This is a genomic window from Streptomyces sp. NPDC001904 (assembly GCF_040297005.1).
Classification (GTDB): Bacteria; Actinomycetota; Actinomycetes; order Streptomycetales; family Streptomycetaceae; genus Streptomyces.
This window is the reverse complement of the sequence record NZ_JBEOYI010000001.1, coordinates 229,361-252,253: the sequence shown is the minus strand read 5'-3', so window position 1 is coordinate 252,253 and position 22,893 is coordinate 229,361. Positions and strand designations below refer to the sequence as shown.

Annotated in this window: 18 protein-coding genes; 16 read left to right on the top strand and 2 right to left on the bottom strand. The window is 70.2% G+C overall.

Annotation, left to right across the window (positions count from 1 at the left end):
• Positions 1 to 220: 220 nt before the first annotated feature.
• Positions 221 to 826: a beta-class carbonic anhydrase gene (locus tag ABT127_RS01090; protein ID WP_351443744.1), complete on the bottom strand. Its 606-nt coding sequence runs from the start codon at positions 824 to 826 to the stop codon at positions 221 to 223.
• 347 nt (positions 827 to 1,173) lie between these two features.
• Here ABT127_RS01090 and rsmH point away from each other — a divergent pair, with 347 nt between their 5' ends.
• The 16 genes from rsmH to ABT127_RS01010 all read left to right on the top strand — a co-directional run bounded on the left by rsmH (position 1,174) and on the right by ABT127_RS01010 (position 19,094).
• Positions 1,174 to 2,130 (top strand): 16S rRNA (cytosine(1402)-N(4))-methyltransferase RsmH, encoded by a 957-nt coding sequence (rsmH, locus tag ABT127_RS01085; protein WP_351443742.1) that lies wholly within the window; start codon positions 1,174 to 1,176, stop codon positions 2,128 to 2,130.
• A gap of 36 nt (positions 2,131 to 2,166) precedes the next feature.
• Positions 2,167 to 2,793 carry a cell division protein FtsL gene (gene ftsL, locus ABT127_RS01080; protein ID WP_351443741.1) on the top strand — a complete coding sequence of 209 codons (627 nt, stop codon included), beginning with the start codon at positions 2,167 to 2,169 and terminating at the stop codon, positions 2,791 to 2,793.
• A gap of 4 nt (positions 2,794 to 2,797) precedes the next feature.
• Entirely contained in the window at positions 2,798 to 4,762 is a 1,965-nt protein-coding gene (locus ABT127_RS01075; RefSeq protein ID WP_351443740.1) for a peptidoglycan D,D-transpeptidase FtsI family protein, read from the top strand.
• A 68-nt stretch (positions 4,763 to 4,830) separates the two neighbouring features.
• Positions 4,831 to 6,486: a UDP-N-acetylmuramoyl-L-alanyl-D-glutamate--2,6-diaminopimelate ligase gene (locus ABT127_RS01070; RefSeq protein WP_351443739.1), complete on the top strand. Its 1,656-nt coding sequence runs from the start codon at positions 4,831 to 4,833 to the stop codon at positions 6,484 to 6,486.
• A gap of 4 nt (positions 6,487 to 6,490) precedes the next feature.
• Entirely contained in the window at positions 6,491 to 7,894 is a 1,404-nt protein-coding gene (locus ABT127_RS01065; RefSeq protein WP_351443738.1) for a UDP-N-acetylmuramoyl-tripeptide--D-alanyl-D-alanine ligase, read from the top strand.
• Entirely contained in the window at positions 7,891 to 8,964 is a 1,074-nt protein-coding gene (gene mraY / locus ABT127_RS01060) for a phospho-N-acetylmuramoyl-pentapeptide-transferase (protein WP_111661786.1), read from the top strand. The genes ABT127_RS01065 and mraY overlap by 4 nt, the downstream gene beginning before the upstream one ends.
• Positions 8,946 to 10,388: a UDP-N-acetylmuramoyl-L-alanine--D-glutamate ligase gene (gene murD / locus ABT127_RS01055; RefSeq protein ID WP_351443737.1), complete on the top strand. Its 1,443-nt coding sequence runs from the start codon at positions 8,946 to 8,948 to the stop codon at positions 10,386 to 10,388. Before mraY ends, murD begins: the two co-directional genes overlap by 19 nt.
• Before the next feature lie 85 nt (positions 10,389 to 10,473).
• Positions 10,474 to 11,790: a putative lipid II flippase FtsW gene (ftsW, locus tag ABT127_RS01050; RefSeq protein WP_351443736.1), complete on the top strand. Its 1,317-nt coding sequence runs from the start codon at positions 10,474 to 10,476 to the stop codon at positions 11,788 to 11,790.
• 6 nt (positions 11,791 to 11,796) lie between these two features.
• Positions 11,797 to 12,888: an undecaprenyldiphospho-muramoylpentapeptide beta-N-acetylglucosaminyltransferase gene (murG, locus tag ABT127_RS01045; RefSeq protein WP_351443735.1), complete on the top strand. Its 1,092-nt coding sequence runs from the start codon at positions 11,797 to 11,799 to the stop codon at positions 12,886 to 12,888.
• A 16-nt stretch (positions 12,889 to 12,904) separates the two neighbouring features.
• Positions 12,905 to 13,702: a cell division protein FtsQ/DivIB gene (locus ABT127_RS01040; protein WP_351443734.1), complete on the top strand. Its 798-nt coding sequence runs from the start codon at positions 12,905 to 12,907 to the stop codon at positions 13,700 to 13,702.
• 297 nt (positions 13,703 to 13,999) lie between these two features.
• A complete protein-coding gene (gene ftsZ, locus ABT127_RS01035; protein ID WP_351443733.1) occupies positions 14,000 to 15,226 on the top strand; it encodes a cell division protein FtsZ in 1,227 nt (408 codons plus the stop codon).
• Positions 15,227 to 15,250: 24 nt separating this feature from the next.
• Positions 15,251 to 16,000 carry a peptidoglycan editing factor PgeF gene (gene pgeF / locus ABT127_RS01030; RefSeq protein ID WP_351443732.1) on the top strand — a complete coding sequence of 250 codons (750 nt, stop codon included), beginning with the start codon at positions 15,251 to 15,253 and terminating at the stop codon, positions 15,998 to 16,000.
• Positions 16,001 to 16,006: 6 nt separating this feature from the next.
• Positions 16,007 to 16,744, top strand: coding sequence for a YggS family pyridoxal phosphate-dependent enzyme (locus ABT127_RS01025; protein WP_351443731.1), 738 nt, complete (start codon positions 16,007 to 16,009; stop codon positions 16,742 to 16,744).
• Positions 16,745 to 16,870: 126 nt separating this feature from the next.
• Positions 16,871 to 17,515: a cell division protein SepF gene (locus ABT127_RS01020; RefSeq protein WP_351443730.1), complete on the top strand. Its 645-nt coding sequence runs from the start codon at positions 16,871 to 16,873 to the stop codon at positions 17,513 to 17,515.
• Between the two features lie 75 nt (positions 17,516 to 17,590).
• Positions 17,591 to 17,875, top strand: coding sequence for a YggT family protein (locus tag ABT127_RS01015; RefSeq protein ID WP_351443729.1), 285 nt, complete (start codon positions 17,591 to 17,593; stop codon positions 17,873 to 17,875).
• Positions 17,876 to 17,930: 55 nt separating this feature from the next.
• Complete coding sequence (locus tag ABT127_RS01010; protein WP_351443728.1) at positions 17,931 to 19,094, top strand: DivIVA domain-containing protein; 1,164 nt, start codon at positions 17,931 to 17,933, stop codon at positions 19,092 to 19,094.
• A gap of 226 nt (positions 19,095 to 19,320) precedes the next feature.
• On the opposite strand, the gene ileS is transcribed toward ABT127_RS01010, so the two are convergent.
• Complete coding sequence (ileS, locus tag ABT127_RS01005; RefSeq protein WP_351443726.1) at positions 19,321 to 22,458, bottom strand: isoleucine--tRNA ligase; 3,138 nt, start codon at positions 22,456 to 22,458, stop codon at positions 19,321 to 19,323.
• Positions 22,459 to 22,893: the final 435 nt, after the last annotated feature.

Sequence of the window (22,893 nt, the reverse complement as noted above, 5' to 3'; positions counted from 1 at the left end):
GCCCGTACGTTCCGGGCCGACGCTCTGTGACGCGGACCGGCCCACCCCGAAACACGGACACCACGCGCGAAGAGTTCCGACGCTCGCGCGAGGTGTCACACCCGCATTCTTGTTGCCGTTACCGGTTCGTGTCACTCGCCTGTGGACAACTGGCCGCGATATGTCGGGGCTTACGACCTTTTGAGCGGACGGCCGAGTGACCGTCCGCCCTTTCGGCCGCTCAGGCCGGGGTGATTTCCCGCAGTCGTCCGGTCTTCACGTCGAACACGAATCCACGGATGTCGTCGGTGTGCAGAAGGAAGGGGGAGGTGCGCACCTTCTCTATCGACTGCCGCACGTCCTGGTCGACATCGCGGAAGCCCTCGACGGCCCAGCTCGGGCGCTGGCCGACCTCCAGCTCCAGCTCGTGCCGGAACTCCTCCGTGAGGGACTCCAGGCCGCACGTCGTGTGGTGGATGAGAACCACGCTGCGGGTGCCGAGGGCGCGCTGGCTGATGGTGAGCGAGCGGATCACGTCGTCGGTCACGACACCGCCCGCGTTGCGGATCGTGTGGCAGTCGCCCAGCTGGAGGCCGAGCGCCTTGTGCAGGTCGAGGCGGGCGTCCATGCACGCCACCACGGCGACGCGCAACACGGGGCGCGCGTCCATGCCGGGGTCGGTGAACGCCTCGGCGTACTGCCCGTTCGCCTCGACCAGGCGGTCCGTCACGGTGCCGTCGGCCGGTATGGCGCCTTCGGAGGGGAGGGATGCGGAAGTCGTCATGGTGACGACGTTACTGGTCACCGACGTGCGTGGCCCGCTGTGAGAGGGGACAAAGAACGTCATCGAGCCTTGTTGTGAGCTAACCCACAGGGTGTGCACACCTCCCCCGATCAGGTGAATTCGACGCAGGTACGGCTTCCTCGGGAAGCGGTCCGCGACGCGCAGGCCGGTTGATTGACCGGGGGTCGCCGTGGACTAAAGTGACGCCGAACCCCATTAACGAAGCAACACGGAGATCCCGGCGCTGCCGGACGCTCCCCGCGTGCGCGGCGCGTACGTACGGCTCGGCCTCCTCCCGCTCCGGTCGGCCGGCGTCACTTCCCCGGCGCCGACGGACCACCATCCCCTTCATGAGCGGGCGGGGACCCGGCGGTGCGTGCGCACCGGCCCGCCGGACCTGAGAGGGCCTCTTGAGTCAGCGACACGTCCCGGTCATGCTCCAGCGCTGCCTGGACATGTTGGCTCCCGCGCTGGCCCAGCCGGGCGCGGTCGTCGTCGACTGCACGCTCGGCCTCGGCGGCCACAGCGAAGCCCTGCTCAGCACGTTTCCCGCCTGCCGTCTCGTCGCACTGGACCGGGACAAGGAGGCGCTGCGCCTGTCGGGCGAGCGGCTGGCCCCCTTCGGTGACCGGGCCACCCTGGTGCACGCCGTCTACGACGAACTGCCCGAGGTCCTGGACCGGTTGGACATCCCGCGCGTCCAGGGCGTCCTGTTCGACCTCGGTGTCTCCTCCATGCAGCTCGACGAGGCCGACCGCGGCTTCGCCTACGCGCAGGACGCGCCGCTCGACATGCGCATGGACCAGACGACGGGGATGAGCGCCGCGGAGGTCCTCAACACCTACCCCGCGGGCGAACTGGTGCGCATCCTGCGCCAGTACGGCGAGGAGAAGCAGGCCAAGCGCATCGTCTCGGCCGTCGTGCGCGAGCGCGAGAAGGAGCCGTTCAGCAACAGCGCGCGGCTCGTCGAGCTGATCAGGGACGCGCTGCCGCAGGCCGCCAAGCGCACCGGCGGCAACCCGGCCAAGCGCACCTTCCAGGCCCTGCGGATCGAGGTCAACGGAGAGCTGAGCGTCCTGGAGCGGGCGATCCCGGCCGCGGTGAAGGCGCTCGCGGTCGGCGGCCGGATCGCCGTGCTGTCCTACCAGTCGCTGGAGGACCGCCTGGTCAAGCAGGTCCTCTCGGCGGGCGCGGCCACCACGGCGCCGCCCGGACTGCCGGTCGTCCCGGAGCAGTACCAGCCCCGCCTGCAGCTGCTCACGCGCGGCGCCGAACTCCCCACGGAGGAAGAGGTCGCCGAGAACCGCCGGGCCGCCCCGGCACGGCTGCGGGGTGCGCAGCGGATCCGCGAGGACGTGAACGGATGACGGTCGAGTGAGGCACGCGCGCGTGGAGGGGTGGTCATGAGCGTCGGAAGTGACGCGCAAGGAACCAAGAACTCCCGGGGAGCCAAGAGCTCCCGGAGTTCCGACGGCCCCTCCGGGGGACCACGCGGACGGGCGGCACGGCTGGCGCGCTTCCTCCCCGTCGTGCCCTCCGGCGGCTCACAGGCCGCACGCACGCCGTTCGTCCTCCTCGTGGTGCTGCTGCTCGGCGGCGGGCTCATCACGCTGCTGATGCTGAACTCCTCGCTCAACGAAGGATCGTTCAAGCTCACCAAGCTCAGGAAGCAGACCACCGAGCTGACCGACGACGAGCAGGAGCTCCAGCGCGAGGTCGACTCCTACTCCGCGCCCGACGCCCTCCAGCGCCGCGCCCGCGAACTCGGCATGGTCCCCGGCGGCGACCCCGCGTTCCTGAACCCCGACGGCACCGTCCGCGGCCTGCCGAGCCCGGCCTCGCTGCCCGTGCCGGTCCGGCCGCAGACGCCCCGCCCGCCCGAGGCCGAGCCGGTGACCTCGGCGCCGAGCGCCACCCCGTCGGGCAGCCCGGCGGCCGGCGCCTCGGCCTCCGCCCCGGCCGGGCCGGGCGCGCGGACCCCCGCCGCCTCCACGCCCACCGCCCCCGCCCCTTCCAGCTCCGGCAGGTGACGTCATGACCGACAGGCAGCCTCCGCGCCGTCGCGTCCCGGGACCCGCGCGCCCGGTCAGAACCGCCAGGCCCGGAGCCCAGCGGCGCCCCGCCTCCGGCGCGCGCCCCGCCGCACGGCGCCCGCGCCCCGCGGGGACCAAGGGCTCCACCCCACTGCGCCTGGGCAGCCCGCGGCCCCGCCTGCGGATGGTGAGCCTGGGCCTCACGCTCGTCCTCATGGTCTTCACCGTGCGGCTCCTCCAGGTGCAGGGCGTCGACGCGAGCGCGTACGCGGCCAAGGCCCAGCTGAACCGCTACGTCAGCCACACGATCGCCGCCGAGCGCGGGCAGATCACCGACCGCGGCGGCGTCGCGCTGGCCACGAGCGTGGACGCGTACGACATCACGGCCGACCCGACGATGTTCACCAAGAAGATCACCAAGGTGTCCGACGCCCCCGAGCAGGCGGCCGCGCTCCTCTCGCCGATCGTCGGAGTCGACACCGCCACCCTCACCAAGCGGCTGAAGACCAGGAACACCCGGTACGTGCGGCTGGCCGCGCGGCAGACGCCGCAGGTCTGGAAGCAGATCAAGGACCTCAGGTCCACCCTGAACGACAAGGCCAACGCCGAGGGCCGGGAGGCGAGCGTGCTCTCCGGCGTCCTCGCCGACCCCAGCAGCAAGCGCGTGTATCCCAACGGCGACCTCGCCGCCGGGATACTGGGCTGGGTCAACGCCGACGGCAAGGGCGGCGGCGGGGTCGAGCAGCAGCTCAACAAGCAGCTGTCGGGCAAGGACGGCAAGATCCGGTACGCGCAGTCCGGCGGCCGCCAGGTGCCGACGGCCGGCAGCACCGAGCAGCCCGCGGTGGGCGGCTCCGACGTCGAGCTGACCATCGACCGGGACATCCAGTGGGCCGCGCAGGACGCGATCACCGAGCAGGTCAAGAAGTCCGGGGCCGACCGCGGCTACGTGATAGTGCAGGACACGCGGACCGGCGAGGTCCTGGCCATGGCCAACGCGCCCGGCTTCGACCCCAACGACCTCACGCACGCGAATTCGGCGGCCCTCGGCAACGCCGCGCTCCAGGACGCCTACGAACCCGGCTCCACCGCCAAGGTGATGTCGATGGCGGCGGTCCTGGAGGAGAACGCGGCGACGCCGCTGACCCATGTCACCGTGCCCAACCGGCTGCACCGCGGCGACCGCCTCTTCCAGGACGACGTCGACCACGAGACCTGGCACCTCACGCTCAACGGCGTGCTCGCCAAGTCCAGCAACATCGGCACCATCCTGGCCACCGGCCAGCTCGGCAGGACGCAGCCCGAGGCCAACCGGACGCTCTCCTCGTACCTGCGCAAGTTCGGCATCGGCACGGCGAGCGGACTCGGCTTCCCCGGCGAGACGCCCGGCATCCTCGCCCCCGCCGACAAGTGGTCGACGTCGCAGCAGTTCACGATCCCGTTCGGCCAGGGCTTCTCCATCAACGCGATGCAGGCGGCCTCCGTCTACTCGACCATCGCCAACGGCGGTGTGCGGGTCGAGCCCACCCTGGTGCGCGGCTCCACCGGCGCCGACGGCAAGTTCGTCGCCGCGCCCAAGCCCAAGCAGAGCCGCGTCGTCAGCCAGAAGACCGCGCGCACGGTCGCGCAGATGCTGGAGTCCGTCGTCGACGACGTGGAGGGCACCGGCACCGCGGCCCGGATCCCCGGCTACCGCGTCGCGGGCAAGACGGGCACCGCCAACCGCGTGGATCCGGCCACCGGCCGCTACAAGGGCTACACGTCGTCGTTCGCCGGGTTCGCACCCGCGGACAAGCCGCGCATCACCGTCTACTGCGCCATCCAGAACGCCACGAAGGGGAGCTACTTCGGCGGCCAGATCTGCGGCCCCATCTACAAGAAGGTCATGGAGTTCGCCCTCAAGACCCTCCAAGTCCCGCCCACGGGCGCCAAGTCCGCGAAGCTGCCCGTCTCGTTCAAGCCATGACGGTGAGAACCGGCCGGACCTGCCGTGACCATGATCACCCCACACAGTGAAGACAGCCTGAAGACCCCGTGACAACCATCACCCCCGATCCAGGGAACCAGCCCGCGCCACGCCCCTCGCTTCGCCCAGGGCGGGCCCGGCCCGGTACGCTCACCGCCGTGCCACACGCTGATCAGTCCCAAACCACCCAGAAGGGCGCACCCGTGACCTATCCCGGGCCGCCGCGACCGGCCGACGTCACCGCCGCACCCCTCGCGGAACTGGCCGGTCAGCTGGGTGTCGCCGCACCCCAGGCCGCGGTCGAGGTCACCGGCATCACCCACGACTCCCGTGCGGTCCGCCCCGGCGACCTGTACGCGGCACTGCCCGGAGCCCGCGCCCACGGCGCCGACTTCGCCGCGCAGGCCGCGAGTCTCGGCGCCGTCGCCGCGCTCACCGACCCGGCGGGCGTCGACCGCGTCACCGCCGCGGGGCTCGCCGCCCTCGTCGTCGAGAACCCGCGCGGACGCATGGGCGAGCTGGCCGCGACCATTTACGGCCACCCCGGCCGGGAGCTGCTGCAGATCGGCATCACCGGCACGTCCGGGAAGACCACGACCGCGTACCTCGTCGAGGGCGGTCTGAAGAAGGTCCGTTCCACCGGGCTCATCGGCACGGTCGAGATGCGCATCGGCGACGAGCGGATCAAGTCCGAGCGGACCACCCCCGAAGCCACCGACCTCCAGGCCCTGTTCGCCGTCATGCGCGAGCGCGGCGTCGAAGCCGTCGCCATGGAGGTCTCCAGCCACGCCCTCGTGCTCGGCCGGGTCGACGGCTGCGTCTTCGACGTCGCCGTCTTCAACAACCTCAGCCCGGAGCACATGGAGTTCCACCGGGACATGGAGGACTACTTCCAGGCGAAGGCGCAGCTGTTCACGCGTGCGCGCAGCAAACAGGGCGTCGTGAACTACGACGACGAGTACGGCCGCCGCCTCATCGAGGAATCCGAGGTCCCGGTCGTCACCTTCTCCGCCGAGGGCCACCCCGACGCCGACTGGCGCGCCGAGGACGTCGAGGTCGGCCAGCTCGGCTCGACGCTGACCGTCGTCGGCCCCGGGGGCGAGCGGATCACCGCCGAGGCGCCGCTGCCGGGTCCCTTCAACGTCGCGAACACCCTCGCCGCGATCGTCACCCTCGCCGTCGCCGGGATCGACCCGCAGACCGCCGCCGACGGCGTCGCCGCCGTGCCGGGCGTCCCCGGCCGGCTGGAGCGCGTGGACGCCGGGCAGGACTACCTCGCCGTCGTCGACTACGCGCACAAGACCGACGCCGTCGAGTCCGTCCTCAAGGCGCTGCGCAAGGTCACCGAGAACAAGCTGCACATCGTGCTCGGCTGCGGCGGCGACCGGGACAGGACCAAGCGGATGCCGATGGGCGCCGCCGCCGCGCGGTTCGCCGACACGGCCATCCTCACCTCCGACAACCCCCGCGGCGAGGACCCCCTCGCGATCCTCGCCACGATGCTCGCGGGCGCCGCCGAGGTGCCGGCCCACGAGCGCGGCGACGTCGCCGTCTTCGAGGACCGGGCCGCCGCCATCGCCGCCGCCGTCGCGCGCGCCGAGCCCGGCGACACCGTGCTCATCGCCGGCAAGGGCCACGAGCAGGGACAGGACATCGCCGGGGTGGTGCGTCCCTTCGACGACCGCCTGGTGCTTCGCGAAGCCATCGAGCAAACCCAGGGATGAAGTTGTGATCGCCCTCTCCCTCGCCGAGATCGCCACAGTCGTCGGCGGGCAGACGTACGACATACCGGATCCGCAGGTCCGGGTCACCGGACCGGTGGTCAGGGACTCCCGTGAGGTGGAGCCCGGCAGCCTGTTCGCCGCCTTCGCCGGTGAGCGCGTGGACGGCCACGACTACGCCGCCGACGTGGTCGCCCAGGGCGCCGTCGCGGTCCTGGTCACCCGGCCCGTCGGAGTGCCGGCCATCGTCGTCGACGACGTCACGGCGGCGCTCGGCGCACTCGCCCGGCACGTCGTCGCCCGGCTCGGCGCCACGCTCGTCGCGCTGACCGGCTCGGCCGGCAAGACCAGCACCAAGGACCTGATCGCCCAGGTGCTGCGGAGCAAGGCCCCCACGGTCTTCACGCCCGGCTCGCTCAACAACGAGATCGGGCTGCCGCTCACCGCGCTCTCCGCCACCGACGAGACGCAGTTCCTCGTCCTGGAGATGGGTGCCCGCGGCATCGGCCACATCCGCTACCTGACGGACCTGACGCCCCCGAAGGTCGGCCTCGTCCTCAATGTCGGAACCGCCCACATCGGCGAGTTCGGCGGCCGCGAGCAGATCGCGCAGGCAAAGGGCGAACTGGTCGAGGCCCTGCCCGCCGACGGCACCGCGATCCTGAACGCCGACGATCCGCTGGTGAAGGCGATGGCCTCGCGCACGAAGGCGAAGGTGCTCTTCTTCGGCGAGGCCGCAGAAGCCGACATTCGTGCCGAGAATGTCCGTCTCACGGAGAACGGACAGCCCTCCTTCAGTCTTCACACACCCTCCGGGTGCAGCGAAGTGACCTTGCGGCTGTACGGTGAGCACCACGTGTCGAACGCGCTCGCTGCGGCCGCCGTCGCCCATGACCTTGGCATGTCCGTGGAGGAGATCGCCCTCGCGCTCTCCGAGGCGGGCACCCTGTCCCGCTGGCGGATGGAGGTCACCGAGCGCCCGGACGGCGTCACGATCGTCAACGACGCCTACAACGCGAACCCCGAGTCCATGCGCGCGGCTCTCCGCGCCTTGGTGGCCATGGGCAAGGGGCATCGCACGTGGGCGGTGCTCGGCCAGATGGCCGAGCTCGGGGACGACGCGCTGGCCGAGCACGACGCGGTCGGACGGCTCGCCGTCCGGCTCAACGTCAGCAAGCTCGTGGCAGTCGGGGGCAGGGAAGCGTCCTGGCTGCGACTGGGCGCCTATAACGAGGGTTCGTGGGGTGAGGAGTCGGTGCACGTGTCCGACGCACAGGCGGCGATCGACCTGTTGCGCAGTGAGCTGCGCCCGGGAGACGTCGTACTCGTGAAGGCGTCCAGGTCGGTGGGCCTGGAGAGCGTTGCACAGGCTCTCCTTGACGACGTACAGGCCGGGGCTGATGCCCGATGATGAAGCAGATCCTCTTCTCGGGCGTCATCGGTCTCTTCCTGACCCTGGTCGGCACCCCGCTGCTCATCAAGCTGCTGGCCCGCAAGGGCTACGGCCAGTACATCCGTGACGACGGCCCGCGCGAGCACCACAGCAAGCGCGGTACGCCGACCATGGGCGGTATCGCCTTCATCCTGGCGACGCTCATCGCGTACTTCCTCAGCAAGCTGATCACCGGCGCCGCCCCGACCCTGTCGGGCCTGCTCGTCCTCGGCCTGATGGCGGGCATGGGCCTGGTCGGCTTCCTCGACGACTACATCAAGATCGTCAAGCGGCGCTCGCTCGGTCTGCGCGCCAAGGCGAAGATGGCCGGACAGCTGATCGTCGGCATCGCCTTCGCGCTGCTCGCCATCAACTTCGCGGACGTCCGCGGCAACACCCCGGCCTCCACCAAGCTCTCCTTCGTCGAGGACTTCGGCTGGACGATCGGCCCGGTGCTCTTCGTGGTCTGGGCGCTGTTCATGATCCTCGCGATGTCGAACGGCGTGAACCTGACCGACGGCCTCGACGGCCTCGCCACCGGCGCCTCCGTGATGGTCTTCGGCGCCTACACCTTCATCGGTGTCTGGCAGTTCCAGGAGTCCTGCGCCAACGCGCAGACCCTCACCAACCCCGGCGCCTGTTTCGAAGTCAGAGACCCACTCGACCTGGCGGTCGTCGCATCGGCGCTCATGGGCTCCTGCTTCGGCTTCCTGTGGTGGAACACCTCACCGGCCAAGATCTTCATGGGTGACACCGGCTCGCTCGCCCTCGGCGGCGCCCTCGCGGGTCTCGCGATCTGCTCGCGCACCGAGCTGCTGATCGCCCTGCTGGGCGGCCTGTTCGTGATGATCACGATGTCCGTGGTCATCCAGGTCGGCTCGTTCAAGATGACCGGCAAGCGGGTCTTCCGGATGGCGCCACTCCAGCACCACTTCGAACTCAAGGGGTGGTCCGAAGTCCTTGTCGTGGTCCGGTTCTGGATCATCCAGGGCATGTGCGTGATCGTCGGACTCGGCCTCTTCTACGCAGGATGGGCAGCCAAGAAGTGACCACGCCCCAGGACACGTGGCAGGGCAGGAACATCACCGTCGCCGGTCTCGGCGTGAGCGGCCTCAGCGCCGCCCGCGCCCTGGCCGGCCTCGGCGCGTCGGTCACCGTGGTCGACGGCGGCGACAGCCCCGCCCACCACGAAAAGGCCGCTCTCCTGCGAGAGGCGGGTATCTCCGTACAGCTCGGCGATGCGACCACCCTGCCCGAGGGCACCGATCTCGTCGTCACCTCGCCCGGCTGGAAGCCTTCGTCGCCCCTGTTCGCGGCGGCCGCGGCGGCCGGTGTCGACGTCGTCGGCGACGTGGAGATCGCCTGGCGGCTGCGCGGCCCGGACGCCGCGCCCTGGCTCGCCATCACCGGCACCAACGGCAAGACGACGACCACGCAGATGCTCGCCTCGATCCTGGAGGCCGCGGGCCTGCGCACGGCCGCCGTCGGCAACATCGGTACGCCGATCATCGACGTCGTCCTCCAGGGCGACGACGCCTACGACGTGTTCGCCGTGGAGCTGTCCTCCTACCAGCTGCACTGGGCACCCTCGCTGCGCGCCCACTCCGGCGCCGTCCTGAACCTGGCGCCCGACCACCTCGACTGGCACGGCTCCATGGAGGCGTACGCCGCCGACAAGGGCCGTATCTACGAGGGCAATCAGGTCGCCTGCGTCTACAACGTGGCCGACAAGGCCACCGAGAACCTGGTCCGGGAGGCCGACGTCGAGGAGGGCTGCCGCGCCATCGGGTTCACCCTCGGCACGCCGGGCCCCTCCGAACTCGGCGTCGTGGAGGGCATCCTGGTCGACCGCGCCTTCGTCGACGACCGGCAGAAGAACGCGCAGGAGCTGGCCGAGGTCACGGACGTGCGCCCGCCGGCCCCGCACAACATCGCCAACGCTCTCGCCGCGGCCGCCCTCGCCCGCGCCTTCGGCGTCGAGCCCGCCGCCGTACGCGACGGGCTGCGCAGCTTCACCCCGGACGCGCACCGCATCGCGCACGTCGCCGATGTGGCCGAGGTCGCCTACATCGACGACTCCAAGGCCACCAACACCCATGCCGCTCAGGCATCGTTGGCGTCGTACGAGTCCATCGTGTGGATCGCGGGCGGTCTCGCCAAGGGAGCCACCTTCGACGAGCTGGTCGCGGGCGCCGCGAAGCGGCTGCGGGGCGCCGTGCTGATCGGTGCCGACCGTGGCCTGATCCGTGAAGCCCTGGAGCGACACGCGCCCGAAGTACCCGTCGTCGACCTCGACCGGACCGACACTGGGGCGATGTCGGCGGCGGTCCAGGAGGCAGCACGGCTCGCCCGCCCGGGGGACACCGTGCTGATGGCTCCGGCCTGTGCGTCGATGGACATGTTCACCAACTACAACAAGCGTGGCGAGGCGTTCGCGGAGGCAGTCCGCGAACTCGGCGCCACCAGCGTCTGAGGGGACCCGCGGGTGCCCGGTGACGCCGGGCACCCTTCGGGAGGGGACGTGGCAGCGCAGACCGCTTGCGGAACGGGGGTCCGTGATGGCCGGTAGCACCACCAAGCGCCCCGCGGCACCGCCGCGCAGGACGAGCAAGGTCTACCGGGCCCGCGCCAATCCGCTGCGCCGCCTGTACGACCAGGCACGCCGCGCCTGGGACCGGCCGCTCACCGCCTACTACCTGATCCTCGGCTCCGCGCTGCTGATCACGGGCCTCGGCCTGGTGATGGTGTACTCGGCGTCGATGATCACGGCCCTGCAGATGGGCCTGACCGGCTCCTACTTCTTCCGCAAGCAGTTCATCGCCGCCGTCCTCGGCTCGATCCTGCTGGTGCTCGCGATGCGGATGCCGGTGAAGCTGCACCGCGCGCTCGCCTATCCCATCCTCGCCGTCAGCGTCTTCATGATGGCGCTCGTGCAGGTGCCGGGGATAGGAGTGTCGATCAACGGCAACCAGAACTGGATCTCGCTCGGCGGCCCCTTCATGCTCCAGCCCAGCGAGTTCGGCAAGCTGGCACTGATCCTCTGGGGCGCCGACCTGCTCGCCCGCAAGCACGACAAGCGGCTGCTGACCCAGTGGAAGCACATGCTGGTGCCGCTGGTCCCGGTCGCCTTCCTGCTGCTCGGCCTGATCATGCTCGGCGGTGACATGGGCACCGCGATCCTCCTCACCGCCATCCTTTTCGGCCTTCTCTGGCTCGCCGGAGCACCCACCCGGCTCTTCGTCGGGGTGCTCAGCGTCGCGGGTGCCATCGGCGTCATGCTCATCAAGACCAGCCCGAACCGGATGGCGCGCCTCGCCTGCCTGGGCCGGGCCGACGCGGGCCCCGACGACATGTGCTGGCAGGGACTGCACGGGATCTACGCCCTGGCCTCCGGTGGATTCTTCGGTTCCGGCCTCGGCGCCAGTGTGGAAAAATGGGGTCAACTTCCCGAAGCGCACACCGACTTCATCTTTGCCATCACCGGTGAGGAACTGGGCCTGGCGGGGACGCTGTCGGTGCTCGCCCTGTTCGCGGCTCTAGGCTATGCGGGTATCCGCGTGGCCGGACGCACGGAGGACCCCTTCGTTCGATACGCCGCGGGTGGTGTGACGACCTGGATCACGGCGCAGGCCGTGGTCAACATCGGTGCGGTGCTCGGCCTGCTGCCGATCGCCGGTGTCCCGCTCCCGCTGTTCTCGTACGGAGGTTCCGCACTGCTGCCGACCATGTTCGCCGTGGGACTTCTGATCGCGTTCGCGCGGGACGAGCCGGCGGCGCGGGCGGCCCTCGCCATGCGGCGAACCTCGGGGGAGCGTGGGATGAGATGGAACACGATGCGACGGCGCGCCTCGGCGCGTACGTCCGGAGAGCGGTGAATTTCGGTGCATGTCGTACTCGCCGGTGGGGGGACCGCCGGCCACATCGAGCCGGCGCTCGCCCTCGCGGACGCCCTGCGCAGGCAGGACCCGACCGTGGGCATCACGGCCCTCGGCACGGAGAAGGGGCTCGAGACGCGGCTCGTACCCGAGCGTGGCTACGAGCTGGCGCTGATCCCCGCCGTGCCGCTGCCCCGCAAGCCCACCCCTGAGCTGATCACCGTGCCCGGGCGGCTGCGCGGCACGATCAAGGCCGCCGAGCAGATCCTGGAGCGGACCAAGGCGGACGCGGTGGTCGGTTTCGGCGGCTATGTGGCGCTGCCCGGCTATCTGGCCGCCAAGCGGCTCGGAGTGCCGATCATCGTGCACGAGGCCAACGCCCGGCCCGGCCTGGCCAACAAGATCGGTTCGCGGTACGCGGCCCAGGTCGCCGTCTCCAGCCCGGACAGCAAGCTGCGCAACTCCCGCTACATCGGCATCCCGCTGCGCCGCACCATCGCCATGCTGGACCGGGCCGCGGTGCGCCCCGAGGCCCGCGCCGCGTTCGGCCTCGACCCGAACCTGCCGACGCTGCTGGTCTCCGGCGGCTCCCAGGGCGCACGCCGGCTGAACGAGGTCGTCCAGCGCGTCGCTCCGCTGCTCCAGCAGTCCGGCATCCAGATCCTGCACGTGGTCGGTCCCAAGAACGAACTGCCGCAGGTTCAGCAGATGCCGGGGATGCCCCCCTACATCCCGGTACCGTACGTGGACCGGATGGACCTCGCGTACGCCGCGGCCGACATGATGCTCTGCCGCGCGGGCGCGATGACCGTCGCCGAACTCTCCGCCGTCGGGCTCCCGGCCGCCTACGTCCCGCTGCCCATCGGCAACGGCGAACAGCGGCTCAACGCCCAGCCGGTGGTCAAGGCCGGCGGCGGCCTGCTGGTCGACGACGCGGAGCTGACCCCGGAGTGGATCCAGGGCAACGTCCTTCCCGTGCTCGCCGACCCGCACCGGCTGTTCGAGATGTCCCGCGCCGCGTCCGAGTTCGGCCGCAGGGACGCCGACGATCTGCTCGTCGGAATGGTGTACGAGGCGATCAACTCGCGTCACCAGTGACGTAGAAGGAGCGAGCGTGGCCGGATCGGCTGTGACGGACCGAGAGGACGCCGAGGCGCACGAGGCCGGCCCGCCCCCGCCCCGCTTCCGCCGTCCGAGCGTCCGCACGCTCATCGTGGCCGGAGTGCTGCTCGTCCTGATCGGGGCGGGCGGCATCTGGTCGCTCTACGGATCGCACTGGCTGCGCGTGGAACGCGTCACGACCTCCGGAACCGAGGTCCTGACGCCCGCCCAGGTGCGCGACGCGGCCGCCGTGCCGGTCGGTGCCCCGCTGATTTCCGTCGACACGGACACCATTGCGGACCGGCTGCGCCAGAAATTGCCCCGAATCGACTCGGTTGAGGTGGTGCGTTCCTGGCCGCACGGAATCGGGCTGAAAGTGACGGAACGCAAGCCGGTTCTGATTGCCGCGGACGAGCGAAATTCGGGCAAGTTCGTCGAAGTCGACCATGAAGGTGTGCGTTTCGCGACGGTCGACGAGGCCCCGAAGGACGTTCCCCGACTGGAATTGACGCCCGACCGGAAGGGCGCGGCAGCCAGCCTGCGCCGGTTCGGCCCCGAGCGGCTGACCCGGGAAGCGGTGCGGGTCGCGGGCCGGTTGCCCGCCGCGGTGGCGCGCGACACCCGGACCGTCAAGGTCCGTTCCTACGACGAGATCTCGCTGGAACTCACCGGTGGACGGACCGTCGTCTGGGGAAGCGGCGAGAAGAGCGCGCAGAAGGTACACGCACTCACCGCTCTCATGAAAGCCGCTCCGAAGGCACGGCACTTCGACGTGAGTGTTCCCACCGCCCCTGCGTCAGTGGGGAGTTGACGCACATCAGCGCAGGCCAGCACCCTGGTTGGGCAGCGCTACGGCTGATCACATAGGGTGAAAAGAAAAACGGGAGGTTCGGCGTGTTCGTTGAACGGGCGCCACTTGTCGACTTAGTGTCAGGTTCGGAAGAGTCCAGGAAACAGACACACTGGTAACCCTAAACTTCAGCGTTAGGGTTCGGGTCGGCAGCCGACTAGTAGTCAACTAGTAGTCCGGACCGCCCCAATTCGGCATCAGTCGTCGCAGCGCAGAAGGCGAGCGACGACACGTAACTCGAGGCGAGAGGCCTTCGACGTGGCAGCACCGCAGAACTACCTCGCAGTCATCAAAGTCATCGGTGTCGGCGGCGGTGGTGTCAATGCCATCAACCGGATGATCGAGGTCGGTCTCAAGGGCGTCGAGTTCATCGCCATCAACACCGACGCGCAAGCCCTGTTGATGAGCGACGCGGACGTCAAGCTCGACGTCGGCCGTGAACTCACCCGCGGACTCGGCGCCGGAGCCAATCCGGCCGTCGGCCGCAAGGCGGCCGAGGACCACCGCGAGGAGATCGAGGAGGTCCTCAAGGGGGCCGACATGGTCTTCGTCACCGCCGGTGAAGGTGGCGGCACCGGCACCGGCGGCGCGCCCGTCGTGGCCAACATCGCGCGCTCGCTCGGCGCCCTCACGATCGGCGTGGTCACCCGCCCGTTCACCTTCGAGGGACGGCGCCGGGCGAACCAGGCGGAGGACGGCATCGCCGAGCTCCGCGAAGAGGTCGACACCCTCATCGTCATTCCGAACGACCGGCTCCTGTCCATCTCGGACCGGCAGGTCTCCGTCCTCGACGCCTTCAAGTCGGCGGACCAGGTCCTGCTCTCCGGTGTCCAGGGCATCACCGACCTGATCACCACCCCGGGTCTGATCAACCTCGACTTCGCCGACGTCAAGTCCGTGATGTCCGAAGCCGGTTCCGCCCTCATGGGCATCGGCTCGGCCCGCGGCGACGACCGTGCGGTGGCGGCGGCCGAGATGGCGATCTCCTCGCCGCTCCTGGAGGCGTCCATCGACGGCGCCCGCGGTGTGCTGCTCTCCATCTCCGGCGGCTCGGACCTCGGTCTCTTCGAGATCAACGAGGCCGCGCAGCTGGTCAGCGAGGCCGCGCACCCCGAGGCGAACATCATCTTCGGTGCGGTCATCGACGACGCCCTCGGCGACGAGGTGCGGGTCACGGTGATCGCCGCCGGCTTCGACGGCGGGCAGCCGCCGGCCAAGCGGGAGAACGTCATCGGCTCGTCGTCGGTCAAGCGCGAGGACCCGGCCGCCGCGGCCCGTGCCGCGTCGGCTCCCGAGCCCTCGCGTCCGACCTTCGGCAGCCTCGGCAGCGTCACGCCCCGCGAGGAGCTCAAGCCGGAGCCGGCCGAGGCGCCCGCCCCGGTGAACGAGGCCCCGGTGGCCCCGGTCGCCCCGCCCCACGTGCCCCGGCCGTCCTACCCGGACAGCCAGGCCGAGGAGCTGGACGTGCCGGACTTCCTGAAGTGACCTCCGGAAGCTCGGACCACTGAAGTGATAGGACAGCTCGACGCCGTGACCTCGGCGTCCACGGCAAGCGGCGCGCACTTCGCCTTCACCGACCGGTGGGGCGGGGTGAGCGCCGCTCCGTACGAGGAGCTCAACCTCGGCGGGGCGGTCGGCGACGACCGCGACGCCGTGCTCCGCAACCGGGAGCTGGCCGCCCGGGAACTCGGCCTCGAACCGGCCCGGGTCGTCTGGATGAACCAGGTGCACGGGCCCGATGTCGCGGTGGTGGACGGGCCCTGGGCCACGGACGCCGACATCCCGAGCGTCGACGCCCTGGTCACCGCGCGGCCCGGCCTCGCCCTCGCCGTGCTCACCGCGGACTGCACACCGGTGCTGCTCGCGGACCCGGACGCCGGAGTCGTTGCCGCAGCACACGCGGGACGCCCCGGCATGGTCGCCGGGGTCGTGCCCGCCGCGGTCGAGGCGATGGTGAAGCTCGGCGCGGAGCCCGGCCGGATCGTCGCCCGTACCGGACCCGCGGTCTGCGGCCGCTGCTACGAAGTCCCCGCCGGCATGCGCGCGGAGGTCGCCGGGATCGAACCGGCGGCGTACGCCGAGACCAGTTGGGGCACTCCGGCCGTCGACGTGACCGCCGGTGTGCACGCGCAACTCGAAAGGCTCGGAGTGCGCGACCGGCGCTCGTCGCCGGTGTGCACGCTGGAGTCGCACGACCACTTCTCGTACCGCCGCGAGCGCACCACCGGGCGCCTCGCGAGCTATGTCTGGCTGGACTGAAACGACATGACGGACCTTCAGGGACGTAAGGACGAACTCGCCGCGAACCTGGCCCGGGTGGAGGAACGTATCGCCGCCGCGTGCGCCGCCGCCGGCCGCAAGCGCGAGGACGTCACTCTCATCGTGGTCACCAAGACCTACCCCGCGAGCGATGTCCGGATCCTGTCCGGGCTCGGCGTGCGGCACGTGGCCGAGAACCGCGACCAGGACGCCGCCCCCAAGGCGGCCGAGTGCGCGGACCTCCCGCTCACCTGGCACTTCGTCGGTCAGTTGCAGACCAACAAAGTGCGATCCGTGGTGGGTTATGCCGATCTGGTGCAGTCCGTGGACCGGGCGAAGCTCGTCACGGCGCTGTCCAAGGAAGCGGTACGGACCGAGCGCGAGCTCGGCTGCCTGATCCAGGTCGCGCTCGACGCGGACGTCACGGCGGGTGACGGGCGCGGTGAGCGCGGCGGCGTGGCGCCGGGCGGAGTGGAGGAGTTGGCGGCGCGCGTGGCCGAGGCGCCGGGGCTGCGGCTCGACGGGCTGATGACCGTCGCGCCGCTCACCGGGGAGTACGCGGGACGGCAACAGGCGGCGTTCGAGCACCTCATGGATTTGTCGACTGCCCTGCGCGCGGCCCATCCGGCTGCGAACATGGTCTCGGCAGGGATGAGTTCGGATCTCGAGCAGGCCGTGGCGGCCGGAGCGACACATGTGCGCGTCGGTACGGCGGTCCTCGGTGTCCGGCCGAGGCTCGGGTAACGTCGCCAAGAAGTCGGACCACAGCAGAAAATATGGTCATTCTCGCTGATGGGCGGGGAGATCACGTGGATCGCGGGCATTTTGGTTGACGTCAGCCGATCCACCACAGAGCGGAGGACTCAGAGCATGGCCGGCGCGATGCGCAAGATGGCGGTCTACCTCGGCCTCGTGGAGGACGATGGGTACGACGGCCGGGGGTTCGACCCCGACGACGACTTCGAACCCGAGCTCGACCCGGAACCCGAGCGTGACCGTCGACGGCACGAGCCGTCGCACCCGTCACACAACGCACGTTCAGTGATCGAAGAGGACGAACCGGTACGAGTGGTACAGCCCCCCGCACAGCGGGAGCCGGTCCGCCCCTCCGCTTCGCTCGGCGCTGAATCGGGACGTCCGGCACGAATCGCCCCCGTGGCATCCATCACACCTGAACGTCAGAACCTGGAGAAGAACGCACCGGTGATCATGCCCAAGGTCGTGTCCGAGCGGGAGCCCTACCGCATCACCACGTTGCACCCCCGGACCTACAACGAGGCCCGTACCATCGGGGAACACTTCCGCGAGGGCACTCCGGTGATCATGAATCTGACGGAGATGGACGACACCGACGCGAAGCGACTTGTCGACTTTGCCGCCGGTCTCGTCTTCGGTCTTCACGGGAGCATCGAGCGGGTGACGCAGAAGGTGTTCCTGTTGTCGCCTGCTAACGTCGATGTCACGGCGGAGGACAAGGCCCGCATCGCAGAGGGCGGGTTCTTCAACCAGAGCTGAGACGCAGCACTAGTTCAACGACTAGCTATGTACTAGTCACGAGGCACGAGACACAGGGGAGAGGGAACCACCGACATGAGCGTGGTTTTGGATGTGGTCTACATCGCGCTGATGTGTTTCCTCATCGTGCTGATCTTCCGGCTGGTCATGGACTATGTCTTCCAGTTCGCCCGCTCGTGGCAACCCGGCAAGGCGATGGTGGTCGTTCTGGAGGCCACCTACACTGTCACTGATCCACCGCTCAAGCTTCTGCGGCGGTTCATTCCGCCGCTGCGTCTCGGGGGCGTGGCGCTCGACCTGTCCTTCTTCGTACTGATGATCATCGTCTACATCCTGATCTCTCTCGTGAGCGCGGTGTGAGCACGATGTCAACTACGGTCTTGCCGAATGCCGACGACAACGTTGAGGTGAAGAGATGCCGCTGACCCCCGAGGACGTGCGGAACAAGCAGTTCACGACCGTCCGCCTCCGAGAAGGCTATGACGAGGACGAGGTCGATGCCTTCCTCGATGAGGTCGAAGCCGAACTGACCCGTCTCCTGCGTGAGAACGAGGATCTGCGCGCCAAGCTGGCCGCGGCCACGCGTGCCGCCGCGCAGAACCAGCAGCAGGGTGGTATGCGCAAGGGTCCCGGCGGCCCCGGTGGTCCCGACGGCCCCGGTGGTCCGCAGGACCAGCAGGGTCCCCCGCAGGGCATGCGCGGCCCGGGCGCCCCGGTGCCCGCCGGGATATCGGGCCCGCCGCAGCAGCAGATGGGCGGCCCCATGGGTGGTCCGCCGCAGCTGCCGAGCGGTGCCCCGCAGCTTCCGGCCGGTCCGGGTGGCCACGGTCCGCAGGGCGGCCCGCAGGGTCCCGGCCCGATGGGCCAGGGTCCGATGGGTCAGGGTCCGATGGGCCAGCAGCCGCAGCTCGGCGGTCCGATGGGCGGCCCCATGGGCGGTCACGGCGGTCCGCAGATGCCGCAGCCCGGTCAGGGCCCCGGCGGCGACAGTGCCGCCCGTGTCCTCTCGCTGGCCCAGCAGACCGCCGACCAGGCGATCGCCGAGGCCCGCTCCGAGGCCAACAAGATCGTCGGCGAGGCCCGCAGCCGCGCCGAGGGTCTCGAGCGTGACGCCCGTGCCAAGGCCGACGCCCTGGAGCGGGACGCGCAGGAGAAGCACCGCGTCGCGATGGGCTCCCTGGAGTCCGCCCGCGCCACGCTGGAGCGCAAGGTCGAGGACCTGCGCGGCTTCGAGCGCGAGTACCGCACGCGTCTGAAGTCGTACCTGGAGTCGCAGCTGCGTCAGCTGGAGTCCCAGTCCGACGACTCGCTGGCTCCGCCGCGCACCCCGGCCACCGCGTCGCTGCCGCCGTCCCCGGCGCCTTCGATGGCTCCCGCCGGTGCCGGTGCCCCGTCCTACGGTGGCAACCAGACCATGGGTGGCAACCCGTCCGCCGGTGGCCCGTCGTACGGCGGCCAGCAGCAGATGTCGCCCGCGATGACGCAGCCGATGGCTCCGGTGCGGCCGCAGGGTCCGCAGCCGATGGGGCAGGCTCCGTCGCCGATGCGCGGTTTCCTCATCGACGAGGACGACAACTGAGCCCGGCTGTAGCGCCCTAGAGGCGTCGGCGTTCATTCAGGCCTCGGCCCGGATCGTTTCTGCGATCCGGGCCGAGGTCTTTGTGTGGGCTGCGGGTGGGACGGGGCGCCGTCTCGGGGCTCCGCCCCGGACCCCGCTCCTCGATCGCCGGAGGGGCTTCATCTGAGGCCGCATACGCCGGAGGGGCCCGATGAATCCATCGGGCCCCTCCGGCGCATCGCGCGGGTTACGCCTTGCGGAGGCGGAATTCCAGGCTCAGGCCCTCGTCGGTGAACGGGGTGCCGTAGTCGGTGTCGGCCTCGCCCTGGGCGAAGTCGGTCGCGAGGACCTCGTCGGCGATGAGGCCGGCGTGCTCGGACAGTGCGGAGATGACCGCCGGGTCCGTGGACGTCCAGCGCAGGGCGATCCGGTCCGCGACGTCCAGGCCGCTGTTCTTGCGGGCCTCCTGGATGAGGCGGATCGCGTCACGGGCCAGGCCGGCCTGGCGCAGTTCCTCGGTGAGCTCCAGGTCGAGGGCGACGGTGGCGCCCGAGTCGGAGGCCACGGACCAGCCCTCGCGGGGGGTCTCGGTGATGATGACCTCGTCGGGGGCCAGGTCGACCTTCTCGCCGTCGACCTCCACCGATGCGGTGCCTTCGCGCAGGGCGAGGGAGAGGGCTGCGGCGTCCGTGTCGGCCACGGCCTTGGCGACGTCCTGGACGCGTTTGCCGAAGCGCTTGCCCAGGGCCCGGAAGTTCGCCTTGGCGGTCGTGTCGACGAGGCTGCCGCCCACCTCGGAGAGGGTGGCCAGTGAGGAGACGTTCAGTTCCTCCGTGATCTGTGCGTGCAGTTCGGGGGAGAGGGTGTCGAAGCCGGAGGCGGCCACCAGTGCGCGGGAGAGCGGCTGGCGTGTTTTGACGCCCGACTCCGCGCGGGTGGCGCGGCCCAGCTCGACCAGGCGGCGCACGAGCGCCATCTGCGTGGACAGGGTCGGGTCGATCGCGGAGAGGTCGGCCTCGGGCCAGGAGGAGAGGTGGACGGATTCCGGGGCGTCGGGGGTGACCGGGACGACCAGGTCCTGCCAGACCCGCTCGGAGATGAACGGTGTCAGCGGTGCCATCAGCTGGGTGATGGTGACGACGACCTCGTGCAGGGTGCGCAGCGCGGCCTTGTCGCCCTGCCAGAAGCGGCGGCGCGAGCGGCGCACGTACCAGTTGGAGAGGTCGTCGACGAACGCGGACAGCAGCTTGCCGGCGCGCTGGGTGTCGTAGGCCTCCAGCGCCTTGGTGACCTCGTCGGTGAGCTGGTGCAGCTCGGAGAGCAGCCAGCGGTCCAGGACGGTGCGGTCGGCCGGGGCCGGGTCCGCCTCGCTGGGCGCCCACTGGGCGGTGCGGGCGTACAGGGCCTGGAAGGCGACCGTGTTCCAGTACGTGAGGAGCGTCTTGCGGACGACTTCCTGGATGGTGCCGTGGCCGACCCGGCGGGCCGCCCAGGGGGAGCCGCCGGCCGCCATGAACCAGCGCACCGCGTCCGCGCCGTGCCGGTCCATCAGCGGGATCGGGTCCAGGGTGTTGCCCAGGTGCTTGGACATCTTGCGGCCGTCCTCGGCGAGGATGTGGCCCAGGCACACCACGTTCTCGTACGACGACTTGTCGAAGACCAGGGTGCCGATCGCCATCAGGGTGTAGAACCAGCCGCGGGTCTGGTCGATGGCCTCGGAGATGAACTGCGCCGGGTAGCGGGACTCGAACAGTTCTTTATTCTGGTACGGGTAGCCCCACTGCGCGAACGGCATCGAGCCCGAGTCGTACCAGGCGTCGATGACCTCCGGCACGCGCGTCGCCGTCGACCGGCAGCCCTCGTGGGAGCAGGGGAAGGTGACGTCGTCGATGTAGGGGCGGTGCGGGTCGAGCTGCGACTGGTCGGTGCCGGACAGCTCGGACAGCTCCGCGCGCGAGCCGACGCAGGTGAGGTGGTTGTCCTCGCAGCGCCAGATCGGCAGCGGGGTGCCCCAGTAGCGGTTGCGGGACAGCGCCCAGTCGATGTTGTTGGTCAGCCAGTCGCCGAAGCGGCCGTGCTTGACCGTCTCCGGGAACCAGTTGGTCTTCTCGTTCTCCTGGAGGAGGCGGTCCTTGACGGCCGTGGTGCGGATGTACCAGGACGGCTGCGCGTAGTAGAGGAGCGCGGTGTGGCAGCGCCAGCAGTGCGGGTAACTGTGCTCGTACGGCAGATGGCGGAAGAGCACGCCGCGGTTCTTGAGGTCCTCGGTCAGCGCTTCGTCCGCCTTCTTGAAGAAGACGCCGCCCACGAGGGGGAGATCGGGGGTGAAGGTGCCGTCGGGCAGCACGGGGTTCACGACGGGAAGGCCGTACGCGCGGCAGACCTTGAGGTCGTCCTCGCCGAACGCGGGGGACTGGTGGACCAGACCCGTACCGTCCTCGGTCGTCACGTACTCGGCGTTGACCACATAGTGGGCCTCGGCCGGGAACTCGATGAGCTCGAACGGGCGTTGGTACTTCCAGCGCTCCATCTCGGCACCGGTGAAGGACTCGCCGGTGGTCTCCCAGCCCTCGCCGAGCGCCTTTTCGACGAGCGGCTCGGCGACGACCAGCTTCTCGGTGCCGTCGGTCGCCACGACGTAGCGGACCTCGGGGTGCGCGGCGACCGCCGTGTTGGACACCAGCGTCCAGGGCGTCGTCGTCCAGATCAGCAGCGAGGCCTGACCGGCCAGGGGACCGGAGGTGAGGGGGAAACGGACATAGACCGAGGGGTCGACGACCGTCTCGTAGCCCTGGGCCAGCTCGTGGTCCGACAGGCCGGTGCCGCAGCGCGGACACCAGGGGGCGACACGGTGGTCCTGGACCAGCAGGCCCTTGTCGAAGATCTCCTTCAGCGACCACCACACCGACTCGACATAGCTCGGGTCCATCGTGCGGTAGGCGTCGTCGAGGTCGACCCAGTAGCCCATGCGGGTCGTCAGGTCGGTGAAGGCGTCGGTGTGCCGGGTCACGGACTCGCGGCACTTGGCGTTGAACTCGGCGATGCCGTACGCCTCGATGTCCTTCTTGCCGGTGAAGCCCAGCTCCTTCTCGACCGCCAGCTCCACGGGCAGGCCGTGGCAGTCCCAGCCCGCCTTGCGCGCCACGTGGTAGCCGCGCATCGTGCGGAAGCGGGGAAAGACGTCCTTGAAGACGCGGGCCTCGATGTGGTGGGCACCCGGCATGCCGTTGGCCGTGGGCGGGCCCTCGTAGAACACCCACTCGGGGCGCCCCTCGGACTGCTCCAGGCTCTTGGCGAAGATCTTCTGCTCGTCCCAGAAGTCGAGCACCGCGTGCTCGAGGGCGGGCAGGTCGACCTGGGCGGGCACCTGGCGGTACTGCGTCATCAGTCTTCCTCCGGCGGATCTGCCTTCTTCCGTCGGAGGGACGAGAGCCTGCCGCCACTGCCGTGCGACGTACGCCGTGTGCGGCGCGCTCCCGCGGTACCACCCTCCTTGGCCCTCCGGAGCGTGGTGTGCTCCGGCGAGCCCCCTCATTGGGGTCGCGATGCCGGGTCTATCGGCCCGTGGACGTCGTCCTGGGCGTTCTTCCGGCGGCTCCGGGGTGATCTTCGCGTCGCGCTCGCCCCCGGGCTTCCACCGACCCCGGGTCGCTCCTGGCTGCGTACGCCGCTACTCGTCCCCATCCATGCTTCTCGCTCCGCCCAGTGTACGGCGCCCCGGGCGGGGCGGCCGACCGGTTTTCGCGGGGTCGGCGGCGGGCCGCGCCGTCCGTCTCCGGTGACCCGAATGGCGACACGCGCGCGGGCCGGTCCCGGCCGG

Bases quoted from the DNA above. Each gene is read 5' to 3' on its own strand.
- ABT127_RS01020 (WP_351443730.1), top strand. From the start codon at position 16,871: ATGGCCGGCGCGATGCGCAAGATGGCGGTCTACCTCGGCCTCGTGGAG.
- ABT127_RS01015 (WP_351443729.1), top strand. From the start codon at position 17,591: ATGAGCGTGGTTTTGGATGTGGTCTACATCGCGCTGATGTGTTTCCTC.
- ftsW (WP_351443736.1), top strand. From the start codon at position 10,474: ATGGCCGGTAGCACCACCAAGCGCCCCGCGGCACCGCCGCGCAGGACG.
- murD (WP_351443737.1), top strand. From the start codon at position 8,946: ATGGGCAGCCAAGAAGTGACCACGCCCCAGGACACGTGGCAGGGCAGG.
- ABT127_RS01075 (WP_351443740.1), top strand. From the start codon at position 2,798: ATGACCGACAGGCAGCCTCCGCGCCGTCGCGTCCCGGGACCCGCGCGC.
- ileS (WP_351443726.1), bottom strand. From the start codon at position 22,458: ATGACGCAGTACCGCCAGGTGCCCGCCCAGGTCGACCTGCCCGCCCTC.
- ftsL (WP_351443741.1), top strand. From the start codon at position 2,167: ATGAGCGTCGGAAGTGACGCGCAAGGAACCAAGAACTCCCGGGGAGCC.
- ABT127_RS01025 (WP_351443731.1), top strand. From the start codon at position 16,007: ATGACGGACCTTCAGGGACGTAAGGACGAACTCGCCGCGAACCTGGCC.
- ABT127_RS01010 (WP_351443728.1), top strand. From the start codon at position 17,931: ATGCCGCTGACCCCCGAGGACGTGCGGAACAAGCAGTTCACGACCGTC.
- mraY (WP_111661786.1), top strand. From the start codon at position 7,891: ATGATGAAGCAGATCCTCTTCTCGGGCGTCATCGGTCTCTTCCTGACC.
- ABT127_RS01090 (WP_351443744.1), bottom strand. From the start codon at position 826: ATGACGTTCTTTGTCCCCTCTCACAGCGGGCCACGCACGTCGGTGACC.